This window comes from Campylobacter sp. 2018MI10, from assembly GCF_018501175.1.
In the GTDB taxonomy this organism is placed as follows: domain Bacteria; phylum Campylobacterota; class Campylobacteria; order Campylobacterales; family Campylobacteraceae; genus Campylobacter_E.
This window is the reverse complement of sequence record NZ_JAHCZD010000004.1, coordinates 63,016-87,799: the sequence shown is the minus strand read 5'-3', so window position 1 is coordinate 87,799 and position 24,784 is coordinate 63,016. Positions and strand designations below refer to the sequence as shown.

The 24,784-nt window shown below is 26.7% G+C and carries 25 protein-coding genes and 4 tRNA genes; 13 read left to right on the top strand and 16 right to left on the bottom strand.

The annotated features are described in order from the left end of the window. Positions 1 to 585: 585 nt before the first annotated feature. From KJR01_RS03095 to KJR01_RS03055, 9 genes are all read left to right on the top strand, one after another. The gene (locus KJR01_RS03095) at positions 586 to 1,185 is read left to right on the top strand and encodes a MotA/TolQ/ExbB proton channel family protein (RefSeq protein WP_214116978.1); all 600 of its coding nucleotides are present in this window, start codon (positions 586 to 588) and stop codon (positions 1,183 to 1,185) included. After that, complete coding sequence (locus tag KJR01_RS03090) at positions 1,169 to 1,561, top strand: ExbD/TolR family protein (protein WP_214116976.1); 393 nt, start codon at positions 1,169 to 1,171, stop codon at positions 1,559 to 1,561. Before KJR01_RS03095 ends, KJR01_RS03090 begins: the two co-directional genes overlap by 17 nt. Positions 1,562 to 1,565: 4 nt before the next feature. Further along, positions 1,566 to 3,530 carry a TonB-dependent receptor gene (locus tag KJR01_RS03085; RefSeq protein WP_214116974.1) on the top strand — a complete coding sequence of 655 codons (1,965 nt, stop codon included), beginning with the start codon at positions 1,566 to 1,568 and terminating at the stop codon, positions 3,528 to 3,530. A 3-nt stretch (positions 3,531 to 3,533) separates the two neighbouring features. Next, the gene (locus tag KJR01_RS03080) at positions 3,534 to 4,514 is read left to right on the top strand and encodes a FecCD family ABC transporter permease (protein WP_214116965.1); all 981 of its coding nucleotides are present in this window, start codon (positions 3,534 to 3,536) and stop codon (positions 4,512 to 4,514) included. Next, positions 4,507 to 5,253 carry an ABC transporter ATP-binding protein gene (locus KJR01_RS03075; protein ID WP_214116963.1) on the top strand — a complete coding sequence of 249 codons (747 nt, stop codon included), beginning with the start codon at positions 4,507 to 4,509 and terminating at the stop codon, positions 5,251 to 5,253. Before KJR01_RS03080 ends, KJR01_RS03075 begins: the two co-directional genes overlap by 8 nt. Positions 5,254 to 5,261: 8 nt before the next feature. Beyond that, complete coding sequence (locus KJR01_RS03070; protein ID WP_214116961.1) at positions 5,262 to 6,032, top strand: ABC transporter substrate-binding protein; 771 nt, start codon at positions 5,262 to 5,264, stop codon at positions 6,030 to 6,032. Next, positions 6,032 to 6,682: a hypothetical protein gene (locus KJR01_RS03065; protein WP_214116959.1), complete on the top strand. Its 651-nt coding sequence runs from the start codon at positions 6,032 to 6,034 to the stop codon at positions 6,680 to 6,682. Before KJR01_RS03070 ends, KJR01_RS03065 begins: the two co-directional genes overlap by 1 nt. Next, a complete protein-coding gene (locus KJR01_RS03060) occupies positions 6,682 to 7,899 on the top strand; it encodes a flavodoxin family protein (RefSeq protein ID WP_214116957.1) in 1,218 nt (405 codons plus the stop codon). Before KJR01_RS03065 ends, KJR01_RS03060 begins: the two co-directional genes overlap by 1 nt. 106 nt (positions 7,900 to 8,005) lie before the next feature. Then, a complete protein-coding gene (locus KJR01_RS03055) occupies positions 8,006 to 11,794 on the top strand; it encodes an autotransporter outer membrane beta-barrel domain-containing protein (protein WP_214116949.1) in 3,789 nt (1,262 codons plus the stop codon). A 22-nt stretch (positions 11,795 to 11,816) separates the two neighbouring features. On the opposite strand, the gene KJR01_RS03050 is transcribed toward KJR01_RS03055, so the two are convergent. The 15 genes from KJR01_RS03050 to KJR01_RS02980 form a co-directional block, all read right to left on the bottom strand. Further along, the gene (locus KJR01_RS03050) at positions 11,817 to 12,254 is read right to left on the bottom strand and encodes a PH domain-containing protein (RefSeq protein WP_214116947.1); all 438 of its coding nucleotides are present in this window, start codon (positions 12,252 to 12,254) and stop codon (positions 11,817 to 11,819) included. 297 nt (positions 12,255 to 12,551) lie between these two features. Next, positions 12,552 to 12,628 (bottom strand) — tRNA-Asp (locus KJR01_RS03045). 16 nt (positions 12,629 to 12,644) lie between these two features. Beyond that, positions 12,645 to 12,720 (bottom strand) — tRNA-Val (locus KJR01_RS03040). Position 12,721: 1 nt separating this feature from the next. Further along, a tRNA-Glu gene (locus tag KJR01_RS03035) sits at positions 12,722 to 12,797 on the bottom strand. 21 nt (positions 12,798 to 12,818) lie between these two features. Further along, a tRNA-Lys gene (locus KJR01_RS03030) sits at positions 12,819 to 12,894 on the bottom strand. A gap of 234 nt (positions 12,895 to 13,128) precedes the next feature. Next, the gene (locus KJR01_RS03025) at positions 13,129 to 14,115 is read right to left on the bottom strand and encodes a beta-ketoacyl-ACP synthase III (protein WP_214116945.1); all 987 of its coding nucleotides are present in this window, start codon (positions 14,113 to 14,115) and stop codon (positions 13,129 to 13,131) included. Then, positions 14,093 to 15,082 (bottom strand): phosphate acyltransferase PlsX, encoded by a 990-nt coding sequence (gene plsX / locus KJR01_RS03020; protein WP_214116943.1) that lies wholly within the window; start codon positions 15,080 to 15,082, stop codon positions 14,093 to 14,095. The genes KJR01_RS03025 and plsX overlap by 23 nt, the downstream gene beginning before the upstream one ends. A gap of 5 nt (positions 15,083 to 15,087) precedes the next feature. Continuing rightward, the gene (gene rpmF, locus KJR01_RS03015; RefSeq protein WP_214116941.1) at positions 15,088 to 15,234 is read right to left on the bottom strand and encodes a 50S ribosomal protein L32; all 147 of its coding nucleotides are present in this window, start codon (positions 15,232 to 15,234) and stop codon (positions 15,088 to 15,090) included. Positions 15,235 to 15,244: 10 nt separating this feature from the next. After that, a complete protein-coding gene (locus tag KJR01_RS03010) occupies positions 15,245 to 15,595 on the bottom strand; it encodes a hypothetical protein (protein ID WP_214116939.1) in 351 nt (116 codons plus the stop codon). A 1-nt stretch (position 15,596) separates the two neighbouring features. Further along, positions 15,597 to 16,010 (bottom strand): nucleoside-diphosphate kinase, encoded by a 414-nt coding sequence (gene ndk, locus KJR01_RS03005; RefSeq protein ID WP_214116937.1) that lies wholly within the window; start codon positions 16,008 to 16,010, stop codon positions 15,597 to 15,599. A 54-nt stretch (positions 16,011 to 16,064) separates the two neighbouring features. Next, a complete protein-coding gene (gene dsbD, locus KJR01_RS03000) occupies positions 16,065 to 17,675 on the bottom strand; it encodes a protein-disulfide reductase DsbD (protein WP_214116935.1) in 1,611 nt (536 codons plus the stop codon). Beyond that, entirely contained in the window at positions 17,672 to 18,334 is a 663-nt protein-coding gene (locus tag KJR01_RS02995; RefSeq protein ID WP_214116933.1) for a hypothetical protein, read from the bottom strand. The genes dsbD and KJR01_RS02995 overlap by 4 nt, the downstream gene beginning before the upstream one ends. Further along, positions 18,324 to 18,887, bottom strand: coding sequence for a recombination protein RecR (locus KJR01_RS02990; RefSeq protein WP_214116931.1), 564 nt, complete (start codon positions 18,885 to 18,887; stop codon positions 18,324 to 18,326). Before KJR01_RS02990 ends, KJR01_RS02995 begins: the two co-directional genes overlap by 11 nt. After that, on the bottom strand, positions 18,884 to 20,104 hold the full coding sequence (locus KJR01_RS02985) for an ArsS family sensor histidine kinase (protein ID WP_214116929.1): 1,221 nt from the start codon (positions 20,102 to 20,104) through the stop codon (positions 18,884 to 18,886). Before KJR01_RS02985 ends, KJR01_RS02990 begins: the two co-directional genes overlap by 4 nt. Then, a complete protein-coding gene (locus tag KJR01_RS02980) occupies positions 20,104 to 20,775 on the bottom strand; it encodes a response regulator transcription factor (RefSeq protein ID WP_214116928.1) in 672 nt (223 codons plus the stop codon). The genes KJR01_RS02985 and KJR01_RS02980 overlap by 1 nt, the downstream gene beginning before the upstream one ends. A gap of 78 nt (positions 20,776 to 20,853) precedes the next feature. Between KJR01_RS02980 and dnaJ the strand changes: the two genes are divergently transcribed. Beyond that, a complete protein-coding gene (gene dnaJ / locus KJR01_RS02975; RefSeq protein WP_214116926.1) occupies positions 20,854 to 21,945 on the top strand; it encodes a molecular chaperone DnaJ in 1,092 nt (363 codons plus the stop codon). A gap of 52 nt (positions 21,946 to 21,997) precedes the next feature. Here the strand turns inward: dnaJ and miaA are convergent, their stop codons facing one another. Beyond that, on the bottom strand, positions 21,998 to 22,867 hold the full coding sequence (gene miaA / locus KJR01_RS02970; protein WP_214116924.1) for a tRNA (adenosine(37)-N6)-dimethylallyltransferase MiaA: 870 nt from the start codon (positions 22,865 to 22,867) through the stop codon (positions 21,998 to 22,000). A gap of 56 nt (positions 22,868 to 22,923) precedes the next feature. On the opposite strand from miaA, the gene KJR01_RS02965 reads away from it, so the two are divergent. From KJR01_RS02965 to KJR01_RS02955, 3 genes are read left to right on the top strand one after another with little or no spacing between them, the layout of a single operon-like run. Further along, positions 22,924 to 23,787: a UbiA-like polyprenyltransferase gene (locus KJR01_RS02965; RefSeq protein ID WP_214116922.1), complete on the top strand. Its 864-nt coding sequence runs from the start codon at positions 22,924 to 22,926 to the stop codon at positions 23,785 to 23,787. Continuing rightward, positions 23,787 to 24,275 carry a hypothetical protein gene (locus tag KJR01_RS02960; RefSeq protein WP_214116920.1) on the top strand — a complete coding sequence of 163 codons (489 nt, stop codon included), beginning with the start codon at positions 23,787 to 23,789 and terminating at the stop codon, positions 24,273 to 24,275. Before KJR01_RS02965 ends, KJR01_RS02960 begins: the two co-directional genes overlap by 1 nt. Then, positions 24,265 to 24,777, top strand: coding sequence for a helix-turn-helix domain-containing protein (locus KJR01_RS02955; protein ID WP_214116919.1), 513 nt, complete (start codon positions 24,265 to 24,267; stop codon positions 24,775 to 24,777). Before KJR01_RS02960 ends, KJR01_RS02955 begins: the two co-directional genes overlap by 11 nt. Positions 24,778 to 24,784 lie beyond the last annotated feature (7 nt).

Here is a 24,784-nt window from a genome sequence, read left to right as displayed (position 1 = left end):
TATAACTTTCAATAATATTTTTTAATTTATAAAATACAATCACAAACAATAATATTACATAACTTAAACCATAAATGCCGCATAAATTACATAATAATGCAAATTGAAATTCTATGTTTGATTATTTTTATAATCAAACATAATTTAAGTTATGTTTAATTTATACAAATTATCTTCCAAGAGATAGAGCATTTGGAATTAAAGGTGAAATGGGTAAATGTACAAAGTATGTTGTTGTATGTATTATAAATACACTTTTAGTTGGAGATGAGAGCGAATTTTAATTTATATAGAAAGCGTGTTTTAACTAAAAATGCAAATATAAATCTAAGCAATATGTTTATTTAAACTTTAGCCCCTTTTTTAGTGCTGATTCATATTTTAAATTCTTTAAATTTTATTTAATTTTTAACAAGTAAAAACCCTAAATTAAAAGTATTAAACATATTAATCAAAGTAATAGCTAATTTAAAAATCACAATTGCTAATTAACAAATTAGTTTCAATTTAAAAACAATTTAAGAAATAATTTTATATAATGATTATGAAAATTCTTTTCATTATAAATTAAAAAAAAGGTATTTAATGTTAAACTTAATGCAAATTGGTGGTTTATTTATGTGGCCTATTTTTGTTCTTTTAGTTCTTAGTTTTGCTGTGATATTAGAAAAAATAACAAATATATATTTATGTCAATTTTCTTTTAATAATAATTTTAAAATCAAAATAAAAAAAGCAATATATGATAAAAATTTAATTGAATTAAAAAATATATGTTCAAATAAAAATTCTATATCAAATAGCATACAAAAAGCTATAAATATATACGAAAAAAATAATTTAAATGAATTTGAATTAGAAAATATTCACTTTAATGAAATAAAAAAACTTGAGAAGAATGGTTTTATCTTAGGTATAAGCATAAGTATATGTCCTCAACTTGGTCTTTTAGGAACCGTTACTGGTATGATTTCTTCATTTGCAGCTCTTAGTAAAGAAGCAAATGAAGAATTAGTAGCGGCTGGAATTAGTGAAGCTTTATATACAACTGCATTCGGATTAATTGTAGCTATTTTTGCTCTTGTATTTCATATCATTTTCAATAAAAGAATTGATTATTTAAATAATGAAATCTACCTTAATTTAAATTATTTTAATAAGGCTTTTAATGAGAAGAATAAATAGAAAAAAACCTGAATTTATAGAAATTTCTATGTTGAATTTGATAGATGTTATTTTTATATTACTTATATTTTTTATGCTAAGCACTACATTTTCTAAATATTGGCATTATGAAATAAGTCTACCAAAAACAAATAATAGCGAAAACACAACTAAAGAAAATAATATAAAAGAAGTGATTTTAAATAAAGATTTAAACTTATACATAAAAAACAATAAAGATTTAATTTTTATAGATGATATAAACAAATATATAAAATCTTCAGATATTGTCTTATTAAGTGCCGATAAAGAAATAAGCTACGACAACTTAATTAAAACAATATCTATTATTAAAAATTCAAACATTAATAAAATCAAATTAAATATAGAAAGGTAAAAAAATGAAAAAAACTATTTTAGCATTTTCATTAATTGGTGCATTATATGCTGATACTTTGCTTGATACTCAAGTAATTAGCGATAGTGGATTTAGCGATAGCTTAGCTGATGTTAGCTCAAATTTATTTGTCATAAATAAAGAAGAGTTAAATAAAAAGAACTATCACGATTTAGGAGAAATTTTATCTTATCTTCCTAGTGTTTCTTTAAATCCTGTAGGTATAGGCAGTGCAATTGATATTAGAGGTCAAGGAAGTAGAGCTAATGCAAGGGTAAAAATCTTGTTTGATGGAGTTAGTCAAAACGCATTAGATACATCACATCTTGGAATTCCTTTTAATACAATAAGCGTAAATGATATTGAACAAATTGAGGTTATTTCTGGAGGAGGAAGTGTAGTTTATGGAAATGGCACTAGTGGTGGTGTTGTCAATGTAATTACAAAATCAAGCTTAAAAAAAGATTATGCAAATCTTACTCTTGGGTTTGGTTCTTTTTCTCATAAAAGTATAGGAGCAAGTGCTGGTGCAAATATAAATGATAAAATATATTCTCATTTTGGAATTAATTATATAGATGAAAAAGGATATCAAAGAGCAGATTTAAATAAACTTTTAAATACTGATATTGGGTTTAAATTTAAACTAACAGACTATCAAAATTTAGATATCAATGCAAATTATATGCATAATGAATATAGAAAAAGTCAAGCTTTAACCGAGCAAGAAATTGAACAAGATAGAAGATATGAAGGAATAATTTGTACTCAATATGAAATTTCAAGATTTGGCTTTATTTGCAAAAATCAAATTCTAGCAAGTCAAGATTCAACGAAAACTAGCAGTAGAAAGAACTATAATCTAAAATATAATAATGAAATTAATGAAAATATTTTAACAGAATTTATGGCTTATTTGCAAGATAATAACTATGAAGATAAACAATTTTTTGATAGAAAAATAGGGGCTAATGCTAAAACAAAACTAAACTATGATTTTTCAAATACAATATTAGGATATGAATATTTATATGCAAAAGGCAAAAGAGCTTCTACAACAACAAATATAGTTAAAAAAGATACTCATTCTATTTATGCAATAGAACAATTAGATTTTAATCCGTTTGGAATTGATATTGGTGCAAGACTTGAAAATTCTAAATACAATATAAATAGAAGTGATGGAATAGCTATAATAAACGATTCAAAAAATACAAACAACTATGGTGCAAATATTGTTTTATCTCATAAATTTATGGATACAAATAGTGTGTATTTTAAATTTGAACGTGGGTTTAATTCTCCATCTCCTTACGAATTAACCGACAAGGTTGATGGAAAAAACTATTCTATTAATAATTTAAAATCAGAAGATTATTTAAATTATGAATTAGGATTAAAAGGTTTAGTATTTGACCAATATGCAAGTATAAGTTTATTTTATACCCTAACAAACAATGAAATAAATGTAAATATGAGCCATTATCCTGTTGTTAAATGGACTTATGAAAATATTGCTAAAACAAAAAGATATGGAGTTGAAATAAGCCTAAATCAAAGCTTACTTGATGATAGATTAAACCTGTTTGAAACCTTTTCATATATTGATGCTAAAGTAGTTAAAGACAATTTAAACAAATACAAAGAAGGACAAAAAATACCAAATGTATCACCTTACAAAATCAGTCTAGGAGCAAATTATAAAATAACTGACAAATTAAGCGTAAATGCTGATTATAGATTTTATTCTAAAACAAATTGGGATTATTTAAACAACAATAAACAATTAGAAAAGAAAGCTTATTCTTTAGTTGATGTTGGACTAAATTATGACTTTACCAAAAATATAAGTTTAAGTTTAGAAGCAAAAAATATCTTTAATACAAAATACAATCTAAACTGCAGCGGTCAAACTTGCCAAGTTGCACCTACAAGCACTTATTATATGCAAGTAAAAGCAAGATTTTAAACAATGAAAAAATCATTATTTCTAGCTTTAATTAGTATTGTATGTATGTTATTATCGCTTGGAATTAGTTCACCTCAATCTAATTTCGGCTTTCAAGCATTATGTAGACTAATAAGCTTAAATAATGATTTAAATGATTTAGATATTTTGTATCAAATATTTATAGAATTAAAAGCACCTAGAATACTATTAGCATTTATAGTTGGTGCTTTATTATCTAGTAGTGGAGCAGTTATTCAAGGATGTTTTTTAAATCCACTAGCTGATCCTTATATAATAGGAATAGCATCGGCTGCTACATTTGGTAGTTTAATTGCATTTATGTTTAATTTAAGTGAGATTTATTTTGGACTTTTTGCATTTTTATCTTGCATACTTTTTACATTTTTTATATTTTCTATTTATAAAAAAAATCAAAATATGGCAACTTTATTAATTTTAGGAATAGCCACTTCAACACTATTGGCCTCTATAACATCTTTTTTTATATATTTAATAGGAGAAGATAGTTTTAAAATAAGTGCTTGGCTAATGGGATACTTAGGTAATGCAAATTGGAATATAGTAATAATTGTATATATTGCAAGCATAATATGTATTTTGTATTTTTATATTAAAAGATATGAACTTGATTTGTTATTATGTGGAGATGAAGAAGCTAATTCTTTGGGGCTTAATGCAAGTAAAAGCAAAAAACTATTTTTAATAATTTCATGTATTGCAGTTGCTTTTTCTGTAGCTTTTTGTGGGCTTATAGCATTTATTGGTTTAATTATCCCTCACACATTAAGAATGTATTTTAAAACTTCATCTAATAAAATAATAATTCCATATTCAATATTTATAGGGGGAATTTTTTTATTATTTTGTGATAACTTAGCATTTAATATATTATATCCCATAGAAATTCCTGTAGGCATTATTACTTCATTTTTTGGAGTTCCTTTATTTATATATTTAGCTTTAAGGAAAAACTATGCTTGAAATTAAAAATTTTTCATTCTCGTATCAAGACAAAATAATTTTTCGCAATTTAAATATAAATTTTAATTCATCAAATTTTATAGGTTTAATGGGTAAAAATGGTTGTGGTAAAAGCACTTTAATTAAATGTATAATCAATTTGCTTTCGTATAAAGGCGAAATTAGTTTTAAAAATAAAAATCTAAAACTATTAAATCATAAAGATTTAAGTAATTTAATCTCTTATGTTCCACAAAAGTCAAATCAATTTATGCCCATTAGTGTGAGTGATTTTATAATGATGGGCTTATTTAGTAAAAACAATTCATTTTATATACAAAATGATTACAAAAAACTTGATGAAATAATGGAATTTTTAAATATACAAAACTATAAAAATAATCTTACTAATAATTTAAGTGGTGGAGAATTTGCAAAAGTAATGTTAGCAAGAGCTTTAATAAAAAAACCAAAAATTTTATTATTAGATGAAATTTGTGCTCCACTTGATATTAATTACTCTATATTTTTAATGCAATTATTAAAAGACTTAGCAAAGGATGGTTTGCTTATATTAATGGTAATACATGATTTATTCACAAGTATTAGATTTTGTGATGAGATAGCTTTTGTTAAAGATAAAAATATTTTATTTTACGACAAAACAAGAATAGTTTTTAATAAAGAAAACATTAAAAATATTTTTGAATTTGATTGTGATATTTATGAAAATAAAAATAATTTAAATGTTATATTTTAGGAGAAAAAATGAAAAAAATTTTATTAAGTTTATTAATTTTAGTTAATTTAAATGCAAATAAATTAGTTGTCTTAGAACCTAGTGCTGTAGAAATATTATATGAACTAGATAGTTTTAATAATATTTTAGCTATAGCTAACACCACCACTTCTACCATTTATCCAGAAGATAAAACAAAACAATTACCAAGCGTAGGAACATACACAAGACCAAACATTGAAAAAATAATAGAATTAAAACCTGATGTTGTAATAACAAGTCAACATTCATTAGGATTAGAAAAATTAAAAGAATTTAATATAAAAATTTTAGATTTTAAAGCTAATTCTTTCAAAGAGCTAAAAAACAATATTGCTAAATTAGGAGAAATTACAAACAAAAAAGATAAAGCACAAGAAATCATCAAAGAATTTGAATTAGGAATTAAAGAATTTCACAATCTTGCAAAAGATAAAACAGCTATGTTTATTTTCTCATCAAACCCTATAATGTTATTTTGTGATAACAATTTAGCAAATGATGTTATTAAAGCTTTTGGTATGAAAAATATATGTGATTTAAAAGAACAAACGCCAATAGTAAATAAAGAATATATAATAAGTAAAAATCCTGATTATATTTTTTATTTTAATGACGGAGATTTAAAAATTATAAGCAATTTTTTAAAACATACTAAAGCATTCAAAAACAATAATCTAATAAAAACAAATTCTTCATCAATACTTAGGGCAAGTCCGAGAATTATTATAAATATGAAAGAATTGTCAAAGGAATTATAATGAGATTTTTTATAATTTCTTTGATAATAAACATTGTCGCACTAACGATACCACTTAGCACTGAAGAAATTATAATTGATAATAAAAAAATTAATATTGAAATAATTGAAACAAAAAAAGAAGATTTTGTAAATAATCAAAAAATCCTTCAAGAAGAGATTTTCAACCAACAAAATAATTTATCAGAGCAAGTTATACAAAAAGAAATAAATATAAAAAATACAAATTTAAAAGCAAATAAAAAAGTAAAAATTAAAAAAGAAGCAAAACAAGATACTAAAAGCACAAGCAATACAGCAAATGAAAACAAAGAAGAAACTAAAGAAAATCTTATTACTAACAATCAGATTAATATGGTTAAAGAATATCCTAAAAATATAAATTCACAATTTTGCAAAAGCAATATAATTTTTAATGAACTTGATAATTCTTATCCTAAAAAAGCAAAAATGTTAAAACTTGAAAGGATAAGTAAAGTTAGCGTTAGATTTAGCATTTCAAACAGCGGAATAAATATTTTAAGCATTACTGGAAATGACTTCTTTGCAAATCATACAAAAAAACTAATTTTAGATATGAAATACAAAATACTAGATAAGCAAGCTTTAGGTTGTGTATTTTTAAAAAATATAGAATATAGGATGAATTAATGGTTGTTTTATATCTTAGCAAAAATAATAGCAGTAAAAAAATAGCCTTAGAAATCGCTAAACTTTTAAATATTGATTGCTTTAATTTAGAGCATTATAAAGACATTGATAAGCATAGGTATATTTTCTTAGTATTTTGGTTAGAAAAAGGCAGTATCACAAGCAATATGCCAAAAATACAAAATAAGATTTTAGGCATAATTTTTACTTGTGGAGCAGATAAAAATAGCGAATATATAAAAAATAAAAAAGAAATGTTTTTTAATATTTTTAATAAAAATAATCAAGTGCTAGGCATACAAGCAGTAAATGGAGCTATTAGTGATGAATATATAAATAATGCAAAAAAATTAGCTAAAGAAAACCCTAATTATATTATTACAAAAGAAAAGGAGAAATTATGGAAAAATAGCAAAAAACATCCCGATGAAAACGATTTAAAAATAACAAAAAACTTTACAATTTATATTAAGGAAAAAATCATGAAATTACAACAAGCAAAAGAACATATGAATAAAGACCATAAAGATTCTTTATTTAGACTAGTAAAGCATCATACAAATAAAGATGCTCAAAATGTGGAGTTAATAGATATAACTTATAGCGGAATGGATATTTTGTATGATGGAGAAATTTTACATTTAGATTATAAAACTAAGGCTAGTGAAGATACACTTCATTATAGTGTAATAGAACTAGTTAGCGAAACAAAAATAAATTCTAATAATTTAGATGAAGAAATAAAAAATTTTAAACATTCTTTTAAAAGTGTAAATATTGCTAGTGTTAGCAAAGATAATCAAGTTATTTGCTCTTATGCTCCAATAATTTTTAAAAATGATGAAATGTTTATTTTCATAAGCGAAGTTGCTGAACATTTTTCAAGTATTAAAAACAACCCTAACAATATAGAAATAATGTTTTTAGAAGATGAGAGTAAAGCTAAAACAATATTTGCAAGAAAAAGGCTCAAATATCAAGTAAATGCAAAAATAGTTGATGATAGAAGAGAAGAATTATTTGAAGTTTTAAAAGAAAAATATGGAAATGAGGTAAATATTTTTAGCAAAATGCTAGATTTTCATTTTATACAATTAAGTATAAAATCAGGTAGATTTGTAAAAGGCTTTGGTGCTGCTTTTGATATAGATTCTAATAATAAAGCTGCTGAAGTTAGATTAAATATGCCGCATAAATTACATAATAATGCAAATTGAAATTCTATGTTTGATTATTTTTTATAATCAAACATAATTTAAGTTATATTTAATTTATATAAATTATCATCACGACTTGCTTAGGCAAAATTATTTTTTTAAGGAGATGTCATGGCTAGACACATTACGGGGGGGGGTATTTAAGCTCTCATTAGTTGCGAGTGCATTAATTCTTAGCACTAGCTTAAACGCAAAAAGCGTTAATTCAAACGAAGTTGGAAAAGAAGAAAATATCTATTACATTAACCCAAACAACGCTACTACAAGCATTACAACTACTAAAGATAAATATCAATGGATTAGATTTGATTATAAAAATCATGCTGATTTAAATGCTAATATCACTAATAATGGTGTGAGTATTATAGATAATAATAAATTTGAAAGATTTGGAAATGTATTAGGAAGTATTACTAATAATTTAAACAATCAAAGTCTAAAAGATGCTGTAGATTCAATAGCAGCTAATAATGGTATTGATGCGGTAGAAAATAAAGAATTATTTAATAAAATAGAAACTTTAACAGGTAAAAAGTTAAATTTAGCTATTGTAAATACTACAATTAGTGGAGATATTATTAATAAGGGTGGAATTTATTCTAAAGAAAGCGAATTTAATAATATTAATAATGATGGAGTATTTTTCTTAGATGAAGGCGATATTAAGGGTAAAAATGGTGTAGCTATTAGTGGCAATGGAGATGTAATTTTACTTGAAGTTGATGTAAATGGTAGCGTAAGTGCTAAAGATTTATATGTAATGGGAACACCAGTTGGAAATGATAAACCATACATAGCAAGAGAACCTGATATTCCACATGGAGAACAAACAAGTGATTTATATGGTGGAGATATAACAAGTTCTAATTTAGCTAAATTTGAAACTTCTATTGTAAAAGGTAAAGTTACAGCAAATACTAAAGCAAGTGCAAATAATTCATTCTATGGCTTTAACACAACTTTTCAAGGTGCGATTGATAATCAAAACGGCAAAGCTAGATTTATCCTTTCGGACATTAAAAAGGGAGTTAAGAGTAAAGGTGATATAGAAATTTATGGAACAAAAATAAATGGTAATGTAGAAACTGATGGAAAATTCATAAGTGGAGCTCATCAAAAAGAATTAGCGAATAAGCATTTCTCAACTCTTTTAAATAGCGAAAAAATAGCAAGTGCTGAAGATATGAAGAGACTTGATGAGATAATGAATAATGAAGAAAAGTTCTTACCACTTATTAAAGCAGCAACTTCAAATTCTCATGATATTGATAGCACTACATTTTATAAAGACGCTTTAAAATATGTAGATAGTGAAGAGATGGAAACTGGTGATTTGATAGCTAATGGTGGTATTGATGCAACTGGTTTTGAAATGAGTGGAGATGGGGTTGTAAAAGTTACTAAAGGCGATATAAATACTATTGTTAGTAGTTTTGAAAATACAGGCGGTGTTTATATTACAGAAGGTAATTTAAATGCTAATAACTCAAGTTTTACAAGTGATGTAAATATTGCTAAGGGCGATTTAAAAGCTTTAGGAAATTTATTAGAAGAAAAAAGAGATGAAAGTGGCGAAAGAGTAAAAGATAAAAACGGCAATCAAGAGTATAATCCTGCATTTTCTTATATTGACAATGATGAAGCTAAAAACACAATGTCAAGATTTACAAATATCAATGTAAATGATGGAAATATAAGCCTAACAAATACTTATGCAGAAAATATTATAGCAAACGATAAAGCTACAAGTTCTAAAACAATTACTCTTAAAAATGCAGTTATAAATAAGCTTACACACGGAACAAACTTAAAAGACGCAGAGTTTAACGTAAATGCTAATAAAGCTTTATTTAGAGAAAGCGTTACAAACTACGGCTCAATCAATGCTGTTAGTTCATCATTTGATAAAGATGTTAAGGCTAGAAATCTAAGCTTAAGTGGTATCGTTGAAGATGTAGAAAGGCTAGATAAAGAAGCTAGAGTGTATCACGGAGAGATTAGCTATGACGCTAATATCGCAGCTTCAAATAATCTAAGCTTAACAGGTATAGAGAGTGCTTATAAATTAGATAAGAGTGCTAATACAACTCTTTTACAAGCAAAAGATATAAATATCAATAGTTCAGCTATCAAAGCTCAAGTTATAGGTAATGCTGATATTGGTGATGATTTAACTACTGGTGTATTGGCAAATCAAGTTAGTGCTGCGAATTTTTATAAAGACCCTATCTCAAAAGGTTCAAGCATTAATTTAAATAAGGCTATTGTATTTGGCGATATGAAAGCTGATAAATTAAATGTGAATAATTCTAAGATTACAGGTAGAATTTTAGCAAATGATTTAAATGCAAGTAATAATACATTTATTATGGGTGGCACAAACAATACATTCTTAGGCACAATGATTGCAAGAAATAGCACAAGTGGTAAGGCAAATGAAATAGGATTACTTGGTTTAAGTGTAAATGATGGCAAAGCTGATGCAACTAATCTAGCAAATCTTCCACTAGCTTTATTAAAGATTGGAAATGGAAATGCAACAGCAGAAGACTTCGTTACAAAAATCGGAGTTTATGATGGTCTAAGTGTATATTCATTAGATAAGAAAAATATCTTAAGCGGGACATTAAAGCAAGGAGATGAGGATTATATTTATTATTCAGTTGTAGCAAATCCTGTTAATGCGGCTGCAAGTAGGGCTGATGCTAGTAAGACAAGTGATAATTTTAGTGCTGATAGCAAAAGTGGTGCTGATAAGAGTATCTTAGATAATGCAAGCTCAAGCGTAGGTGCAATTGCTCAAAAAGCAAATGAAGTTGCAAAAGGAACTGCAAGTGATGAGGTAATGGCAAATGCTAATAAAGTTGCAAATGATACAAGCAAGATTGTAGCAAGTGAAACTAGCCTTGATAAAGCAATTGAAGAAGCACAAAAAGATATTAAAAACGCTGCAATTGAAGAAGCTATTAAAGTAGGGTCTAACATTAATGGTAATGAGATTGAACTTACTTTAAAAGGTGCTAATACTAAGGCTTTAACAGATGCAAAAAATATGCTAAATCAGACTTATTATTCTTATGTTAGTGAATGGAACAATCTAAACAAAAGAATGGGCGAACTAAGAAATAATGATGGCAAAAATGCTGGAATTTGGATTAGAAGTTTTGGTGGCGAAGGCAAGATTGATAGTGCTAAAATAAAATACTATGAAGTGCAATTTGGTGCAGATAAGCAAACTAGCACAAATTATGGAGAATTATATTCAGGTGTAATGGCAAATATAGGTCAAAGCACAAGTAATTCAAGTAATTCTAAGGTGAAAAATCACGGCATTGGTGCTTATGTTAGCTTAGTTGGTAATGATGGCTTATTTATTGACGCTACAGCTAGATACACCAATCATAAATCAACGTTTAAAGATAATGTTTGGTTAGGTGATTTAAAAGATAGCGGAAGTGGATTTTTAGGTAGCGTTGAGGCTGGATATAGAATGGGAAGTGATTTTTATCTTGAGCCTAGTGCTGAATTAATCCTTGGCTATGTTCCTGTGGCTAATTTAAAGGGTAATGATAAAGTTACTTTAAAAAGCGAAGGTAAATTTATGGGAGCAGCAAAAGTTGCTTTAAGCGCTGGTGCGAATATTAATGATACTTTTGGTTTAAGAGCTAGTGTTGGCGGGGCGTTTGATTTAAATAACACTCCTACTATAACTTTAAGCGATGGCACAACTACAAGAGTTGAAAAAGGCTTTAAAGATAGTCGTGGATTTGCAAGTGTAGGAGCTAATTTTAACTTAGGTAAAAATACTAAGTTTAGCTTAGATGCTGAAAAATCATTTAGTGGAAAATATAATACAAACTACAATATAAACGGAACTTTAAGATATTCGTTTTAAAAAATAGCCCTAGAAATAGGGCTTATTTTGATAATTTATTTTCTATATATTCATCTACACTTTTTTTAAATTTTATTGGTTCACCAATAAAAGGAACAGGTGCAGAAGAACCAGCACCATTTATAAATATTGTGCCAAAATTAAAAATCCTACCAAGAATTCCTTGACCAACTCTGATACTTTCTATTTTTTCTAATCTTAGCTCTATTGTATCTCTTCTAATAAAGCCAAATTTAGCTATAACTTTTCTATTTGTTAAAGCAAGTTCTGTTGTTGTAATGATAACGAACATACGAAGTAAAAGAAAGATGATAAATATAGCAATAAAAGGATGAATAGCAATACTTAAAATTGCTAAAATTAAAATAGCAAATAAATCACCTATAAAAGCAAAAATACTAACTTTGGCTTTTAAAACAACGCTTTCATCTGTGCCTAAAACTTGTTCTACATAAGACATAAAAACTCCTTTTAAAAATTAAAAAAAGTATTATACCCCCCCCCATTTTTAATTCTAGCTTAAATGATAAATATATTTTGCGTTTAAATTTATAAAGAATTTGAATTAATATTTTAATATTTTTAAAAGTTTTATAATAACTTGAATTTAGGTTTTTATAAGTATATTTTATTGTTGCTTTTAGTAATGTATTTTAAAATATTTGTAGTTATTATTGAGTTAGAAAATATTCATACAAAAATTAATTTGACCTATTAAAAAACTTGGGAAAATTGATTTATCTTAAGCGAAATTAAATGGCGCGGCGGACGGGGCTCGAACCCGCGACCTCCGGCGTGACAGGCCGATATTCTAACCAGCTGAACTACCGCCGCAACCGAATTTAATGAATGGTGGTCGCTATAAGACTCGAACTTATGACATCCACCTTGTAAGGGTGGCGCTCTACCAACTGAGCTAAGCGACCATGGCGACCCTTGAAAGATTTGAACTCTCGTTTCCAAACGGAGAGAATGGCGTCCTGAGCCACTAGACGAAAGGGTCTCAAACCTGGATCAAAAAAAATGGTGTCCTGTGCTGGATTCGAACCAGCGGCCCCCTCATTAAAAGTGAGATGCTCTACCTGCTGAGCTAACAAGACTTAAAATAAAAATAAGTTTGGATTATACATTTTAAAACTTAAATTAAAATTAATATTAAAATAATTTATAATATTTATACTAAATCTCTTGAAAATAAAGAATATTTGAATAATCAAGTTTATAAAAATATTGCAAAAATTTTAATTAATAAGTTAAATAAATATACTTTCAAGATTTTATAACAAAAATATACTTAATTAAATTCTTTTATAAATAGTAATATGATTTGAATTTTATAAATTCTTATAATCAATTCCATCAAAATAAGCTAAAGCACTACCCCAAGTAAATCCACCGCCAAATGCGTCTAAAAGCATTAATTTGCCATTTGTTAAACGACCTTGTTCGTAAGCTTCATTGATAGCTATTGGAATTGACGCAGCTGAAGTATTACCAAATTTATCAACACATACAACACACTGCTCATCGCTTAAGCCAAGTTTTTCTTGAACATAAGAGATAATTCTAAGATTTGCTTGATGTGGTATAAATAAATCTATATCACTTGTTTTAAGTTTGTTTTTATCTAATAAATACGACACATCATCTGATAATGTTTTAACAGCTACCTTAAATACTTCATTGCCTTTCATTTCAAGTTTAATAGGCTCTAATTGTTTTGTTTGATTTGAACGCTTAGTGCATAATAAATCTTTAAATTCTCCATCGCTTCCTGTATGAATATCTATAATTCCTTTACCTTCACTTGCACTTACAACGCAAGCTCCAGCGCCATCTCCAAATAAAACACAAGTAGTTCTATCTGTATAATCAAGAACAGAAGATATTTTTTCAGCTCCTATTATTAATACATTTTTTTTAGCACCACTTTCAACCATAGAACGAGCAAGCTCAAGCATATAAATAAATCCCGAACAAGCAGCACTTATATCAAATGCACTTACACCTTTTAATCCAAGTTTATTTGCTACAACTACTGCAGTTGATGGCATAGTAAAATAATCAGGACTTAATGTAGCTACTATTATTAAATCTATATCATTAGTTTGAATTTTAGCTCTTTGTATAGCTTTTATAGCTGCTTTATATGCTAAATCGCTAGTATTTTCAGTTTCACTAGCAATATATCTTTGCTTAATTCCTGTTCTTTTTAATATCCATTCATCACTTGTATCTAAAAAACTTTCAAAATCTTTATTTGTTAGTGTTTTTTCTGGTAAATACGAAGCAATACTTTTAATGCAAGCTTTTAATTTCATCTTCAATCACTTTGTTTACATTTGAATTAGCAAATTTTAAAGCTTGAAAAATTGCATTTTTTATAGCTTCTTCATTGCTTTTTCCGTGGCTAATGATAGCACATCCATCAATTCCTAATAATGGAGCTCCACCATATTGGTCGTAGTCTAAATGCTGTTTTAAAGCATTAAATGCACCTTTGCTAAGCATATAACCAAGTTTTGACAATGATGATTTTTTAATCTCATTTTTTAACAACTTAGCAAAAATGCCTACAGCACCTTCTGCAGTTTTTAATAATATATTTCCAGTAAATCCATCGCAAACTACTACATCACATTCTCCGGCAAATATATGTCCGCCTTCAACATTGCCTATAAAATTGCTTAAATGTTCTCTTAATAATTTATGTGTGTCTTTTGTAAGTTTGTTTCCTTTGCAATCTTCTTCTCCGTTTGAAAGTAGTGCAATTTTAGGATTTTTTATATTCATTACTTCTTTTGCATAAGCTTCGCCCATTATTGCAAATTGTAATAAATTTTCTTCTTCGCAATCAACATTAGCACCTACATCTAATACCAAAACCCTGCCGTTAAAAGTAGGCATTAAAGTTGCGATAGCAGGTCTTAAAACACCTTTTACTCTACCTATTCTAAGGGTTGCAAGGCTCATTGTAGCACCACTATGCCCAGCCGAAACAACTGCATTTGCTTCGTGGTTTCTTACTAATTCAACTGCTTTATAAATACTGCTGTCTTTGCGTTTTAAAACATCTGTAGAATTTTCATCCATATCAAAAACATCGGTAGTATGAACAAATTCAACTCTATTTGATAATTCTGATGGAATTTGACTTTTTATTTTTTCTTCATCTCCAACTAGAATAACGCTAAAATTATCTTTTTCTTTTAACGCTTTTATAACTCCACTAATTATTGGGGTGAAAGAAAAATCTCCACCCATAGCATCAACAGCAACTTTTATCATAGGTATTAATATTCGCCAGTTGTTGGATTAATTCTATGAGGTAATTTCCAACTACCATCTTTATCTTTAATCGGTCTTACTAGCTCAATTTTGTAATGAGTGCGTCTTTTTGCTGCTCTTGTTTTACTAACTCTTCTCTTTGGAACTGCCATGTTATTCTCCTTATTTACATTTTTGACAATAAAAATAATCGCTTAAATATAAAGCTAATTCGCTTTTTAATACTTCAATTAAGTCTATTTCACCATCATAAAATTCCATAGTGTCGCTTAATTCGTTTTCTTCATCTTTAAATACACCATCGCTCAAATCTAAATTAATTTTTTCATTAATTTCAATCTCAATTTCAGCAGCACAACTATCACAATAATGAATTACATTGCCTACTAAAATTGCGTCTAGTGTAACTATTTTATTATCTTTTCTCTTTAAAAAGCCTTCTAATATTAAATTATCAAAATCTAACTTAAAAGGGTATTTTACCGAATTAATTTTACTAAAAGCAATTTTCATTTTAATTTATTTCAAGTTTATTAAAGAAAAACTCTATTTCTATTTTAGCATTTTCTAAACTATCACTACCATGCACTGCGTTTGCGTCAATACTTTCAGCAAAATCAGCTCTTATTGTTCCCTTAGCTGCTTCTTTTGGATTAGTTGCTCCCATTAATTCACGATTTTTAGCAACTGCATTTTCGCCTTCTAAAACAGATACTACAACAGGACCACTAGTCATAAATTCAACTAAATCTTTATAAAATGGTCTTTCTTTATGAACTGCGTAAAATTCTCCTGCTTGTTCTTTTGTTAAATAAAGCTTTTTAATAGCTGCAATTCTTAAGCCATTTGCTTCAAAACGACTTAAAATTTGACCTATAACACCTTTCTTAACAGCGTCAGGTTTAATGATTGATAAAGTTCTTTGCATTAAATCTCCTTAAAATAAAAGCTCATATTATACAAAAATAAATTAATTTAAGCTTTAAAAATTAAGTTCTTTTAATAAAGTTTTTGCATCAACTAATCCTATTATTTGTTTTAGCACTTCGCCTTTATCGTTTAAAACAAGTAAAACTGGTGGTCCAAAAACCTTATAAGTCTCTGCCATTTCTTGTTCAAATTGGTTTGGGTTAGTTAAATCTATTTTGATTAAATTGTAATTTTTCAACTCATTTATAACTTCTTTATCTTTAAAAGTAGTATTTTGCATAACTTTACAGTTCTCACACCAGCTAGCTGTAAAATACACAATATTTTTTGAACTTAGATTTAATTTTTCTTTTGCTTGTGTGAATTCTAAATTCTGTTGAGAAATATTATTACTTGGATTAAAAGTTTTGTTTAATAATATAAAACTATAAGCTAATATTAAAACTAAAATAATTTTAAAAAATAAAAAGAATTTATTTTTAGTATTTTCAAATAAGCCAAAAAATACTACAAAACTAATACCAAGTAAGGCATATAAAATATTTGTAATATTCTCATTTATTATTCTTTCTAAGAAAAATATTGCTATTCCTAATAAAATAAATCCAAAAAATTTATTAACATATTGCATCCAAGAACCAGTTATAAATTTAAAACCAAAACCAATTGCTATTAGTGGAATTCCCATACCTATACTCATAAAAAATAATGAAAAAGCTCCAAGCAATACATCATTGCTATTTGCTACATAAATTAAAATTCCAGCAAGTGGTGCAGCTACACAAGGTCCTACTATTAAAGCACTTAAGACCCCCATTAAAAATACTCCGATAATTCCACTATATTTTGAGCTTTTTTTATTTACGCTATTTACAATAAAGTTAGGCATTTTTAGTTCAAATAAGCCAAACATTGATAATGATAAAATTACAAAAATTAAAGAAAATAGAATGATTACAATTGGATTTTGAAAAAATACTTGAACTCCACTTCCTACTAAAGCTGCTATTATTCCTGCTATTGTATAGCTAATAGCCATTCCTAATACATAAATAATGCTTGAAATTATTGGATTTTTACCACTACTTTTTGCCAAAATACTAGATATTATAGGTATCATTGGTAGGGTGCAAGGTGTTAAAGATAATAATATTCCTGATACAAAAAAAGTTAAAATACTTATTAAAAATGAAGAATTTAAAAGTTTGCTTTCATATTCATTTTGTGTAGATTGTTTTTCTTTTTTTAGTTTTAAAGCTTCTTTGTTATCGTATTCTAAAACCAATTTATCATTTTGATAATTAAAAGACGCTACAAGTGGTTGATAGCATAATCCTTCGGTAGAACAACCTAAATAAAAAATTTTAATATTGTCATTATTTTTTAATGTAAAATTTGGGAAATCAAATTCTAAAGTATTGTAAAAGACTTCAACATTATCCTTTAATACCACATTGCTTAAGTCAAATTTATTTGTGATATTTTCGTTGTTTAATAAGACTTTTATTTCGTTTTTATATAAGTAAATATCAGGATTTAGATTAAGTTTTATAAAATTTGCTTGAGAGTTATTTTCAAGTTGGAATTTAAATGCTTCATTTGGTGGTAGTGGATTTGCAATTGCTAATACGCAAAATATTAAAATATTTATAATAAATTTCATTGTTTTTTCCTTGTTTTTTTATATTGTATAAGAGTAAAACATATGATTGTAAAAATAATAAATAATGTGCTAAAAATAATTAGTATTTTTTCTTTATCGTTATAACTTGCCTTTATTTTTTTAAAGTTTTTAATTTTATCTAAATCAATAGTGCAACCATAATATACATTTAAATTTTTATCTTTTTTGATATAAGTTATTATATGTCTTATTGAGTAGTTAGTCCAAAAAATATTAGCTTTCGTATATCCTTCATCTTTTATTTTTGCTAATAGTTCTTTTATATAAAATTTATTATTTGTGTCTTTTTCTAAAAAAATATTTTGATGCTCATAGTCCTTAGAATAATGAGCTATATAAAATCCTAACTCATTAAAAGCATAGGCTTTTTCTTGATAATTATCAAAATTAATCGTATTAATTTCTTTTTTGATTAGATTAATTTTTTCTTTATAATTTAAAGAATTTGGAAGATTTTTTGCATAATTATCTATTTTATCTACTATTGCTTTTGCTTGTTTTGCGATGATATTTTTAGTGCCTTCATTGTCTTTTAGTTGATAGTTTTTATCAAGTGTAATATAAACATCTATGCTATTTAATATTACGCTAATACAGGCTAATAATGAAAATAATATAATAGTTTTTTTACCCATCAATACTTACCCTATTTAAAATTGCACTACTTAAAGAGTGAATATCAATATCTTGAATTTTAATACCATTTGGAACGCCTTGAGCGATTTTGCTTACTTTTACATTGTAGTGTTTAAAATAATCTTCTAAATAAAAGCACATCGTATCCGTGCTAACGCTTGGTGTGTAGGCTAAAACCAGTTCTATTGTATTGTATTTGCAAATCATTTTTTCTAATTTTTTTAAATAGTATTCATTGGTTTTTGAAAGTATAAAATATCTACCTTCATATACTTTACATTCATCTATAAAAAATACATCTTTTGGGCTTTCTACTAAGCAAATTGTATTATCTAATTCATCATTTATGCAATAATCACAAAGTTCATTTTCACTTAAGCAACCACAAATAGAACATTCTTTTATATTTTTTTTAGCATTTTCTAAAGAATTCATTAGTTCTTCTAATAAATTTTTATTTTCATAACACAAATAATAAGCCATTTTTAAAGAAGTTTTTTTGCCAATTCCTTGAATTTTTCCTATGCTTTTGCATAAATTATCAAAATGTATCACAATATAATCCTAAAGTTATGATAGCCATCATCGTAAAAATATTTAAGCTCAAATCCTTGAGTATCACAAATATATTTTATTAAATAAAGTCCTAATCCAAATCCACTTTGCTCTGCATTACCCCTTGCAAATGGTTTAAAATACTCTTCTGTATTAAAGTCTTTTTCTTCTCCTATGTTTTTTACATTAATATAGTCTTTTTGAAATTCAATTATACACTTATGGTTGCTTGAGTATTTAATAGCATTATCTAATAGATTTTTAATTAATATTATAAATAAAGCTCCATCTACTATTATTGTTCTATCTTCGTTCATTTTTACATCAATAATTTGTAAATTATCTAAATATAAAGCACTGATTGATTGCTCTAATAAATATGAATACGAATATTCTTTTAAGACTACTTCATGGTTTTTAGATAATATTTCTTCTACTTGCTTAAATTCATTTACTAAAGCATTCATACCTTTAAATACACTTATTAAGATTTTTTTATTTTTTTCACTTTCTGGCATAGTTGCTGCAAACATTCCTTTAGCAATAGGTGTTTTTAACTCGTGCATAATTGCTCTTAAAAAAAATCTTCTTGCCAATACCAATTCATTATTTTTTTTAGTAGCTTTATTAAATTCTTTAGTTAATAATCCTATTTCATCATTTTTATAATAAGAAAAATTGCTATTTTTTCCGTTTGATAAATCTCTAATATGTCTTGTAAGACCTTTTAATGGTTGAATTAAATTATAACAATATATTAAAGAAGCAAAAAACATCATAATAATTAATGATATTAATAATTTAATTAAACCATCATTTATATTATTATTGTGGGTGTTTTCATAAACTTTTAATGAATTATTTTTTTGATTTATGAGTTTTAAATAATATTTGTCTTTATAAACAATTCCTTGAATTAGTCCAAAATTAGTTTTATGGTCTATTGGCTTATCATTGCTTGTGCAAAGCTCACGCATAAAACGCTTATCTGTAATTTCTTGAAAATCAATATCTTGTAAGTATTTATCAATTTCTACACCAGCACCACTAGCATACAATTTATTAATAGCTAATATTGCAAAATAAAGCCTACTTATACTTTCAGCTCTTAAAGCCTTATTGGAGTATTGAGTTATTTGTATAATAGCTGTAATAGTAAGTATAATGCTAATAGCAAAAACTGCTATTAGCTTACTAAGAATAGAGTGTAACAGCATTAGCCAAGAAGCTTATAACCAATACCACGAACAGAGAATATATGTTTAGGGTCTTTTGAACTATCGCCTATCTTACTTCTTAATCTTCCTATAATTACATCTAAGCTTTTGCTATCTTTTTCTCTTAATGACCTACAGCTATTAGCTAGCTCATCTCTTGATACTGAATAGCTATGTCTTTTCACTAGATAACTTAATATATCATATTCAGCCGGTGTTAAGCTTAGTGGTTTTTTATCATAGTAAATTTCATGTTTTTCATGCTCAACTTTGAATAATGTGCTTACTTCTTCTTCAGGTGGTAGTAAGCTTTTTTTGTATCTTCTAACAAGTGATGATACCCTTGCTTGCAATTCAGTTGGCTCATAAGGTTTTGGTAAATAATCATCAGCCCCTAATCCAAGTCCTAAAACCTTATCACTTGTATCCCCTCTAGCACTTGAAATGATAATAGGAATATCATATTTCTTGCGAATTTCCTTGCATACTTCTAATCCATCCATTCCAGGTAGAGTTAAGTCTAAAATTAGACAATCATAATTACTAAAGTTAGCAGTTAAACCTTCAGCAGGAGTGCTGTAATTTGTAACTTTTATGTTAAACCTTGCTAAAAACTCTGTAATCAACTCAGCGAATTCCACTTCGTCTTCAATCATAATTACATTAATCATTTTTTCACCTTTATTTATTAAAGTCTTTCCATTCTAACAATAATTAATTTATAAATGATAAATTGCAAAAGGAAAAAGATGCGTGACTTTTATGAAATTCTAGGAGTTAGTAAAAATGCTAGTTCTGAAGAAATTAAAAAAGCTTATAGAAAATTGGCATTGAAATATCATCCTGATAGAAATCAAGGCGATAAAGATGCTGAAGAAAAGTTTAAAGAAATCAATGTAGCTTATGAAACCTTAAGTGATGACACTAAAAGAGCTAGATATGATAGATACGGCGAAGCTGGTCTTAATGGTGGTTCAGGTGCTGGTGGCTTTGGATTTGAAGGATTTTCAAATTTTAGTGATATTTTTAGTGATATTTTTGGTGGCTTTGGCGATAGTGATGATGAAGAAATTGATGAAGATTTATTTATTACTCTTGAATTAGGTTTTAAAGAAGCTATTTTTGGTTGTAAAAAGAAAGTTAATTATTCTTATAAAGCAAATTGTATTAAGTGTGATGGAACAGGCTCGGCAAGTAAAACTACAACTACTTGCTCAAGATGTAATGGCAAGGGCAAAATAGCTATTAGAAAAGGCTTTTTCCAAATGGTTAGCACTTGTGATGTGTGTGGCGGTAAAGGTAAAGTAGTAAAAGATAAATGTTCATCTTGTCAAGGTAGTGGAAAAGAAAATAAAAAAGAAGAATTAGAAGTAACTATTCCTGAAGGAGTTGATAACGGAGTAACTTTAAAATGTTCTAATAAAGGAAATGAGATTAATTCTAATGAGCGTTCTGATTTGTATATAAAACTTCGTGTAGCAAGAGATGATAGGTTTGTTAGAAAAGGTGATGATATTTATATAGATGTTCCAATCTTATTTACCCAAGCAGCTTTAGGTTCTACCATCATTGTGCCTACTATTAGAGGAGAAGCTAGTATTCAAATTCCATTTGGCTTAAGCGATAAACAACTTGTAAAAATTAGTGGCGAAGGTGTTAAAAACCATCATACAAGAAGAACAGGGGATCAATTTGTCCAACTTAGTATTATGTATCCAAAACATATAAATGCAGAACAAAAAGAATTATTAGAAAAATTAAATGAGAGTTTTGGTATCAAAAATGATGCTAAAGAGCAACAACACGGGATATTTGATACTATTAAATCTTGGTTTAAATAATTTTTATTTTAATTCAAATTCTTTTTTAGAATTTGGATTAAAAATATTTTTATTAAAGTGAGCTTAAAATACTTTCATATGCGTTTTGCAAATCTTCTTCGCTTTTTATATTAAAAACTTTTGCATTAAATTTTTTATTAAAAGTTCTTTGTCTTTTTGCTAGTTGTCTTGTGTGAATTGTGATTAAATCTTCTAATTCGTCTTTAGATATTTTTTGATTAAAACAATCAATTATTTCTTTAGCTCCAATAGAGTTTAATGCTTTTGTATCACCATAAATCTTATATAAATTTATAACTTCATCATAAGCATTTAAGCTAAGCATTTGTTTAGTCCTTAGCCTAATTCTTTCGTTTAAAATATCTTTATCCCATAAAATATCGTATATTTTAATCTCTTTAATAAGTGCTTTTTGAGTATTTGCTTTTAGCCAAAGGCTAGGAATTTCATTTGTGCTTTTATAAATGCTATACCATTTATTTAGCCTATAAGTATCATTTGCTGATATGTTTGAGTTTTTATCAATTTTTAGCATTAGATTATAGATTTCATCAAGGCTTAAATTATGATTAATATCATTAATTTTAGGGCTTAATCCATCAAGCATTGCTTTTAGATAAAATCCACTTCCACCTGTTATGATTAGATTTTTTTCATTATTTTTTGCAAATTCTAAAGCCTTTTTGTATTCATCAAAATAAAGCCCTACATTATAATTTTCATTTACGCTAATTAGATTTATTCCAAAGTATTTAATCTCTTCTAGCATTTGATTATCTGGCTTGGCATTTATAATATTTAATTCTTTATAAAGACATAAACTATCAAGGCTTAAAATTATAGAATTTGAAGCTTTAGCAAGTTTATGAGCTAGGTTTGTTTTGCCACTTGCAGTTGTTCCTATGAGAGCAATTTTTTTCATCTTTATCCTTAAATCTTAATTAAAATATTATAAACTAGATTAAAAACGGAAGAGTTATGAATAAATTAAAAAACATTTTAGAATTAATCGTATTTAAGCATAGTATTTTTGCTTTACCTTTCTTAATTATTTCAATGCTTAGTGCTATAAAATTATATGAATTAAGCCTATCATCAATTTGGCTTAATTTTATCTTAGCTATTTTTTGTGCTGTTTGTGCTAGAAATTACGCAATGGCACTTAATAGATTGCTTGATGCTGATATTGATATTTTAAACGAAAGGACAAAAAATCGTCCTAGTGTAGATGGTAGAGTAGGGCGTGGGAATTTGCTTTTATTTATAATCGCAAATGCTGTAATTTTCGTGCTTTTAGCGTATTTTATAAATACTACTTGCTTTTATCTTAGCTTTTTTGCCTTAGCTTTACTTGGTTCTTATTCTTTATTTAAGAGATTTTCTTATTTAGCTCATATTATTTTAGGCTTATCTTTAGGATTTGCTTGTGTAGCAGGTGAAATTGTGCTTACAAATTCTATTAGTGCTTATTCTATTGCTTTATGTTTTGCGGTTTGTTTTTGGACTGCTGGGTTTGATTGTTTGTATGCTTTACAAGATTTAGAATTTGATAAAGCAAATAATTTATTTTCTATACCATCTTGTTTTGGTAAAACGGCTACTTTATTTATAGCTGCGATTTTTCATTTGATTGCATTTTTGTTTTGGTTTGTTTTTTTAGTTAGTGTAAATGCTGGATTTTACGGATTTTTAGGATTGATAATTGTAGGAATTTTATTAATAATAGAGCATTTTATAGTGAGAAAAAATACAGAAAAAATAGAAAGAGCTTTTTTTGATATAAACGCTATTGTTAGCATAGTGTTTTTGATATTTTTTATAATAGATTTAAAGGTTGGCTAATGATTATGTATGAAGCAAGATTTAGGATTGATTATCAAGAATGTGAAGAATTAGAAGATAGATTTTTACAAGAATATAATGCTATTAATTATCATAAATCTTTACAAGATTATAGGCACAGAGCTAGTAAAATGGATATGTATCCTGAAGATAAATTGTTTTTTGAAATGCTTTGTGATATTAAAAAAGATTTATTAGAAATTAAAAATCTTAAAAAAGATGAATTTATAAAATTAGATAATAGCACTTATTCAAATTCAATAAATTATGAATATATTCGTGTTGAAGATAGTTTAAAACCTAATCAAACATATTATGCAAGGCTTGTTTTAGTTGATAGAACTATATCTTGTTTTGTTAGTGCAATTGATGAGCATACTTTTAAAATCACTCAAATTAAAAGATATGATACAGAAGGGCTTAATTTGTTTGTAGCTGATATTCAAAGGAATTTAATTAATATTAAAAAGGAAAAAAATGGGGATTGATTTATTAATTTATATTGTATTTATAATTTTTATAGTTTTATTATTTGTTTATGTAAGACTTAGTTTTAGAGATTTAAATGATAAATTAGATGGGGTTTTAAAGGCTATTGATGAGAATTATAAATCTATTCATAGACTTGAAAAAGATGTAGAAAAATTAAAACTAGCAGAGATAAATAACGCTAAACAAAATGATTTTAATGATAATATTATGCAAAATTGTGAGTTTTTAATACATTCAATTATTGATGAAAGAATTAATGAGCTAAATAGTGATTTAGGTATTATTCAAGAAAGTATTCAAGAAGTTACAAAAAACCAAGATAGTAGAATTGCAAATTTAGAACTTGCAAACGAGCCAATCACTAGGCTAAGTCCTAATGAAGACGCTGAAAGAATGCAGATTTTAAAACTTTTTGGAGATGGTAAAAGCGTAGAAGAAATAGCATTACTTCTAAACAAAAGCCCACAAGCAATTAATATTATTTTAAAAAGTTTATAAGGACTAA

Bases quoted from the DNA above. Each gene is read 5' to 3' on its own strand.
- rpmF (WP_214116941.1), bottom strand. From the start codon at position 15,234: ATGGCAGTTCCAAAGAGAAGAGTTAGTAAAACAAGAGCAGCAAAAAGA.
- KJR01_RS03055 (WP_214116949.1), top strand. From the start codon at position 8,006: ATGTCATGGCTAGACACATTACGGGGGGGGGTATTTAAGCTCTCATTA.
- KJR01_RS03090 (WP_214116976.1), top strand. From the start codon at position 1,169: ATGAGAAGAATAAATAGAAAAAAACCTGAATTTATAGAAATTTCTATG.
- KJR01_RS02980 (WP_214116928.1), bottom strand. From the start codon at position 20,775: ATGATTAATGTAATTATGATTGAAGACGAAGTGGAATTCGCTGAGTTG.
- KJR01_RS03095 (WP_214116978.1), top strand. From the start codon at position 586: ATGTTAAACTTAATGCAAATTGGTGGTTTATTTATGTGGCCTATTTTT.
- KJR01_RS02955 (WP_214116919.1), top strand. From the start codon at position 24,265: ATGGGGATTGATTTATTAATTTATATTGTATTTATAATTTTTATAGTT.
- dnaJ (WP_214116926.1), top strand. From the start codon at position 20,854: ATGCGTGACTTTTATGAAATTCTAGGAGTTAGTAAAAATGCTAGTTCT.
- KJR01_RS03085 (WP_214116974.1), top strand. From the start codon at position 1,566: ATGAAAAAAACTATTTTAGCATTTTCATTAATTGGTGCATTATATGCT.
- KJR01_RS03025 (WP_214116945.1), bottom strand. From the start codon at position 14,115: ATGAAATTAAAAGCTTGCATTAAAAGTATTGCTTCGTATTTACCAGAA.
- KJR01_RS03060 (WP_214116957.1), top strand. From the start codon at position 6,682: ATGGTTGTTTTATATCTTAGCAAAAATAATAGCAGTAAAAAAATAGCC.
- KJR01_RS03070 (WP_214116961.1), top strand. From the start codon at position 5,262: ATGAAAAAAATTTTATTAAGTTTATTAATTTTAGTTAATTTAAATGCA.
- ndk (WP_214116937.1), bottom strand. From the start codon at position 16,010: ATGCAAAGAACTTTATCAATCATTAAACCTGACGCTGTTAAGAAAGGT.
- KJR01_RS03010 (WP_214116939.1), bottom strand. From the start codon at position 15,595: ATGAAAATTGCTTTTAGTAAAATTAATTCGGTAAAATACCCTTTTAAG.
- plsX (WP_214116943.1), bottom strand. From the start codon at position 15,082: ATGATAAAAGTTGCTGTTGATGCTATGGGTGGAGATTTTTCTTTCACC.
- KJR01_RS02960 (WP_214116920.1), top strand. From the start codon at position 23,787: ATGATTATGTATGAAGCAAGATTTAGGATTGATTATCAAGAATGTGAA.
- miaA (WP_214116924.1), bottom strand. From the start codon at position 22,867: ATGAAAAAAATTGCTCTCATAGGAACAACTGCAAGTGGCAAAACAAAC.
- KJR01_RS03050 (WP_214116947.1), bottom strand. From the start codon at position 12,254: ATGTCTTATGTAGAACAAGTTTTAGGCACAGATGAAAGCGTTGTTTTA.
- KJR01_RS02965 (WP_214116922.1), top strand. From the start codon at position 22,924: ATGAATAAATTAAAAAACATTTTAGAATTAATCGTATTTAAGCATAGT.
- dsbD (WP_214116935.1), bottom strand. From the start codon at position 17,675: ATGAAATTTATTATAAATATTTTAATATTTTGCGTATTAGCAATTGCA.
- KJR01_RS02985 (WP_214116929.1), bottom strand. From the start codon at position 20,104: ATGCTGTTACACTCTATTCTTAGTAAGCTAATAGCAGTTTTTGCTATT.
- KJR01_RS03065 (WP_214116959.1), top strand. From the start codon at position 6,032: ATGAGATTTTTTATAATTTCTTTGATAATAAACATTGTCGCACTAACG.
- KJR01_RS03080 (WP_214116965.1), top strand. From the start codon at position 3,534: ATGAAAAAATCATTATTTCTAGCTTTAATTAGTATTGTATGTATGTTA.
- KJR01_RS03075 (WP_214116963.1), top strand. From the start codon at position 4,507: ATGCTTGAAATTAAAAATTTTTCATTCTCGTATCAAGACAAAATAATT.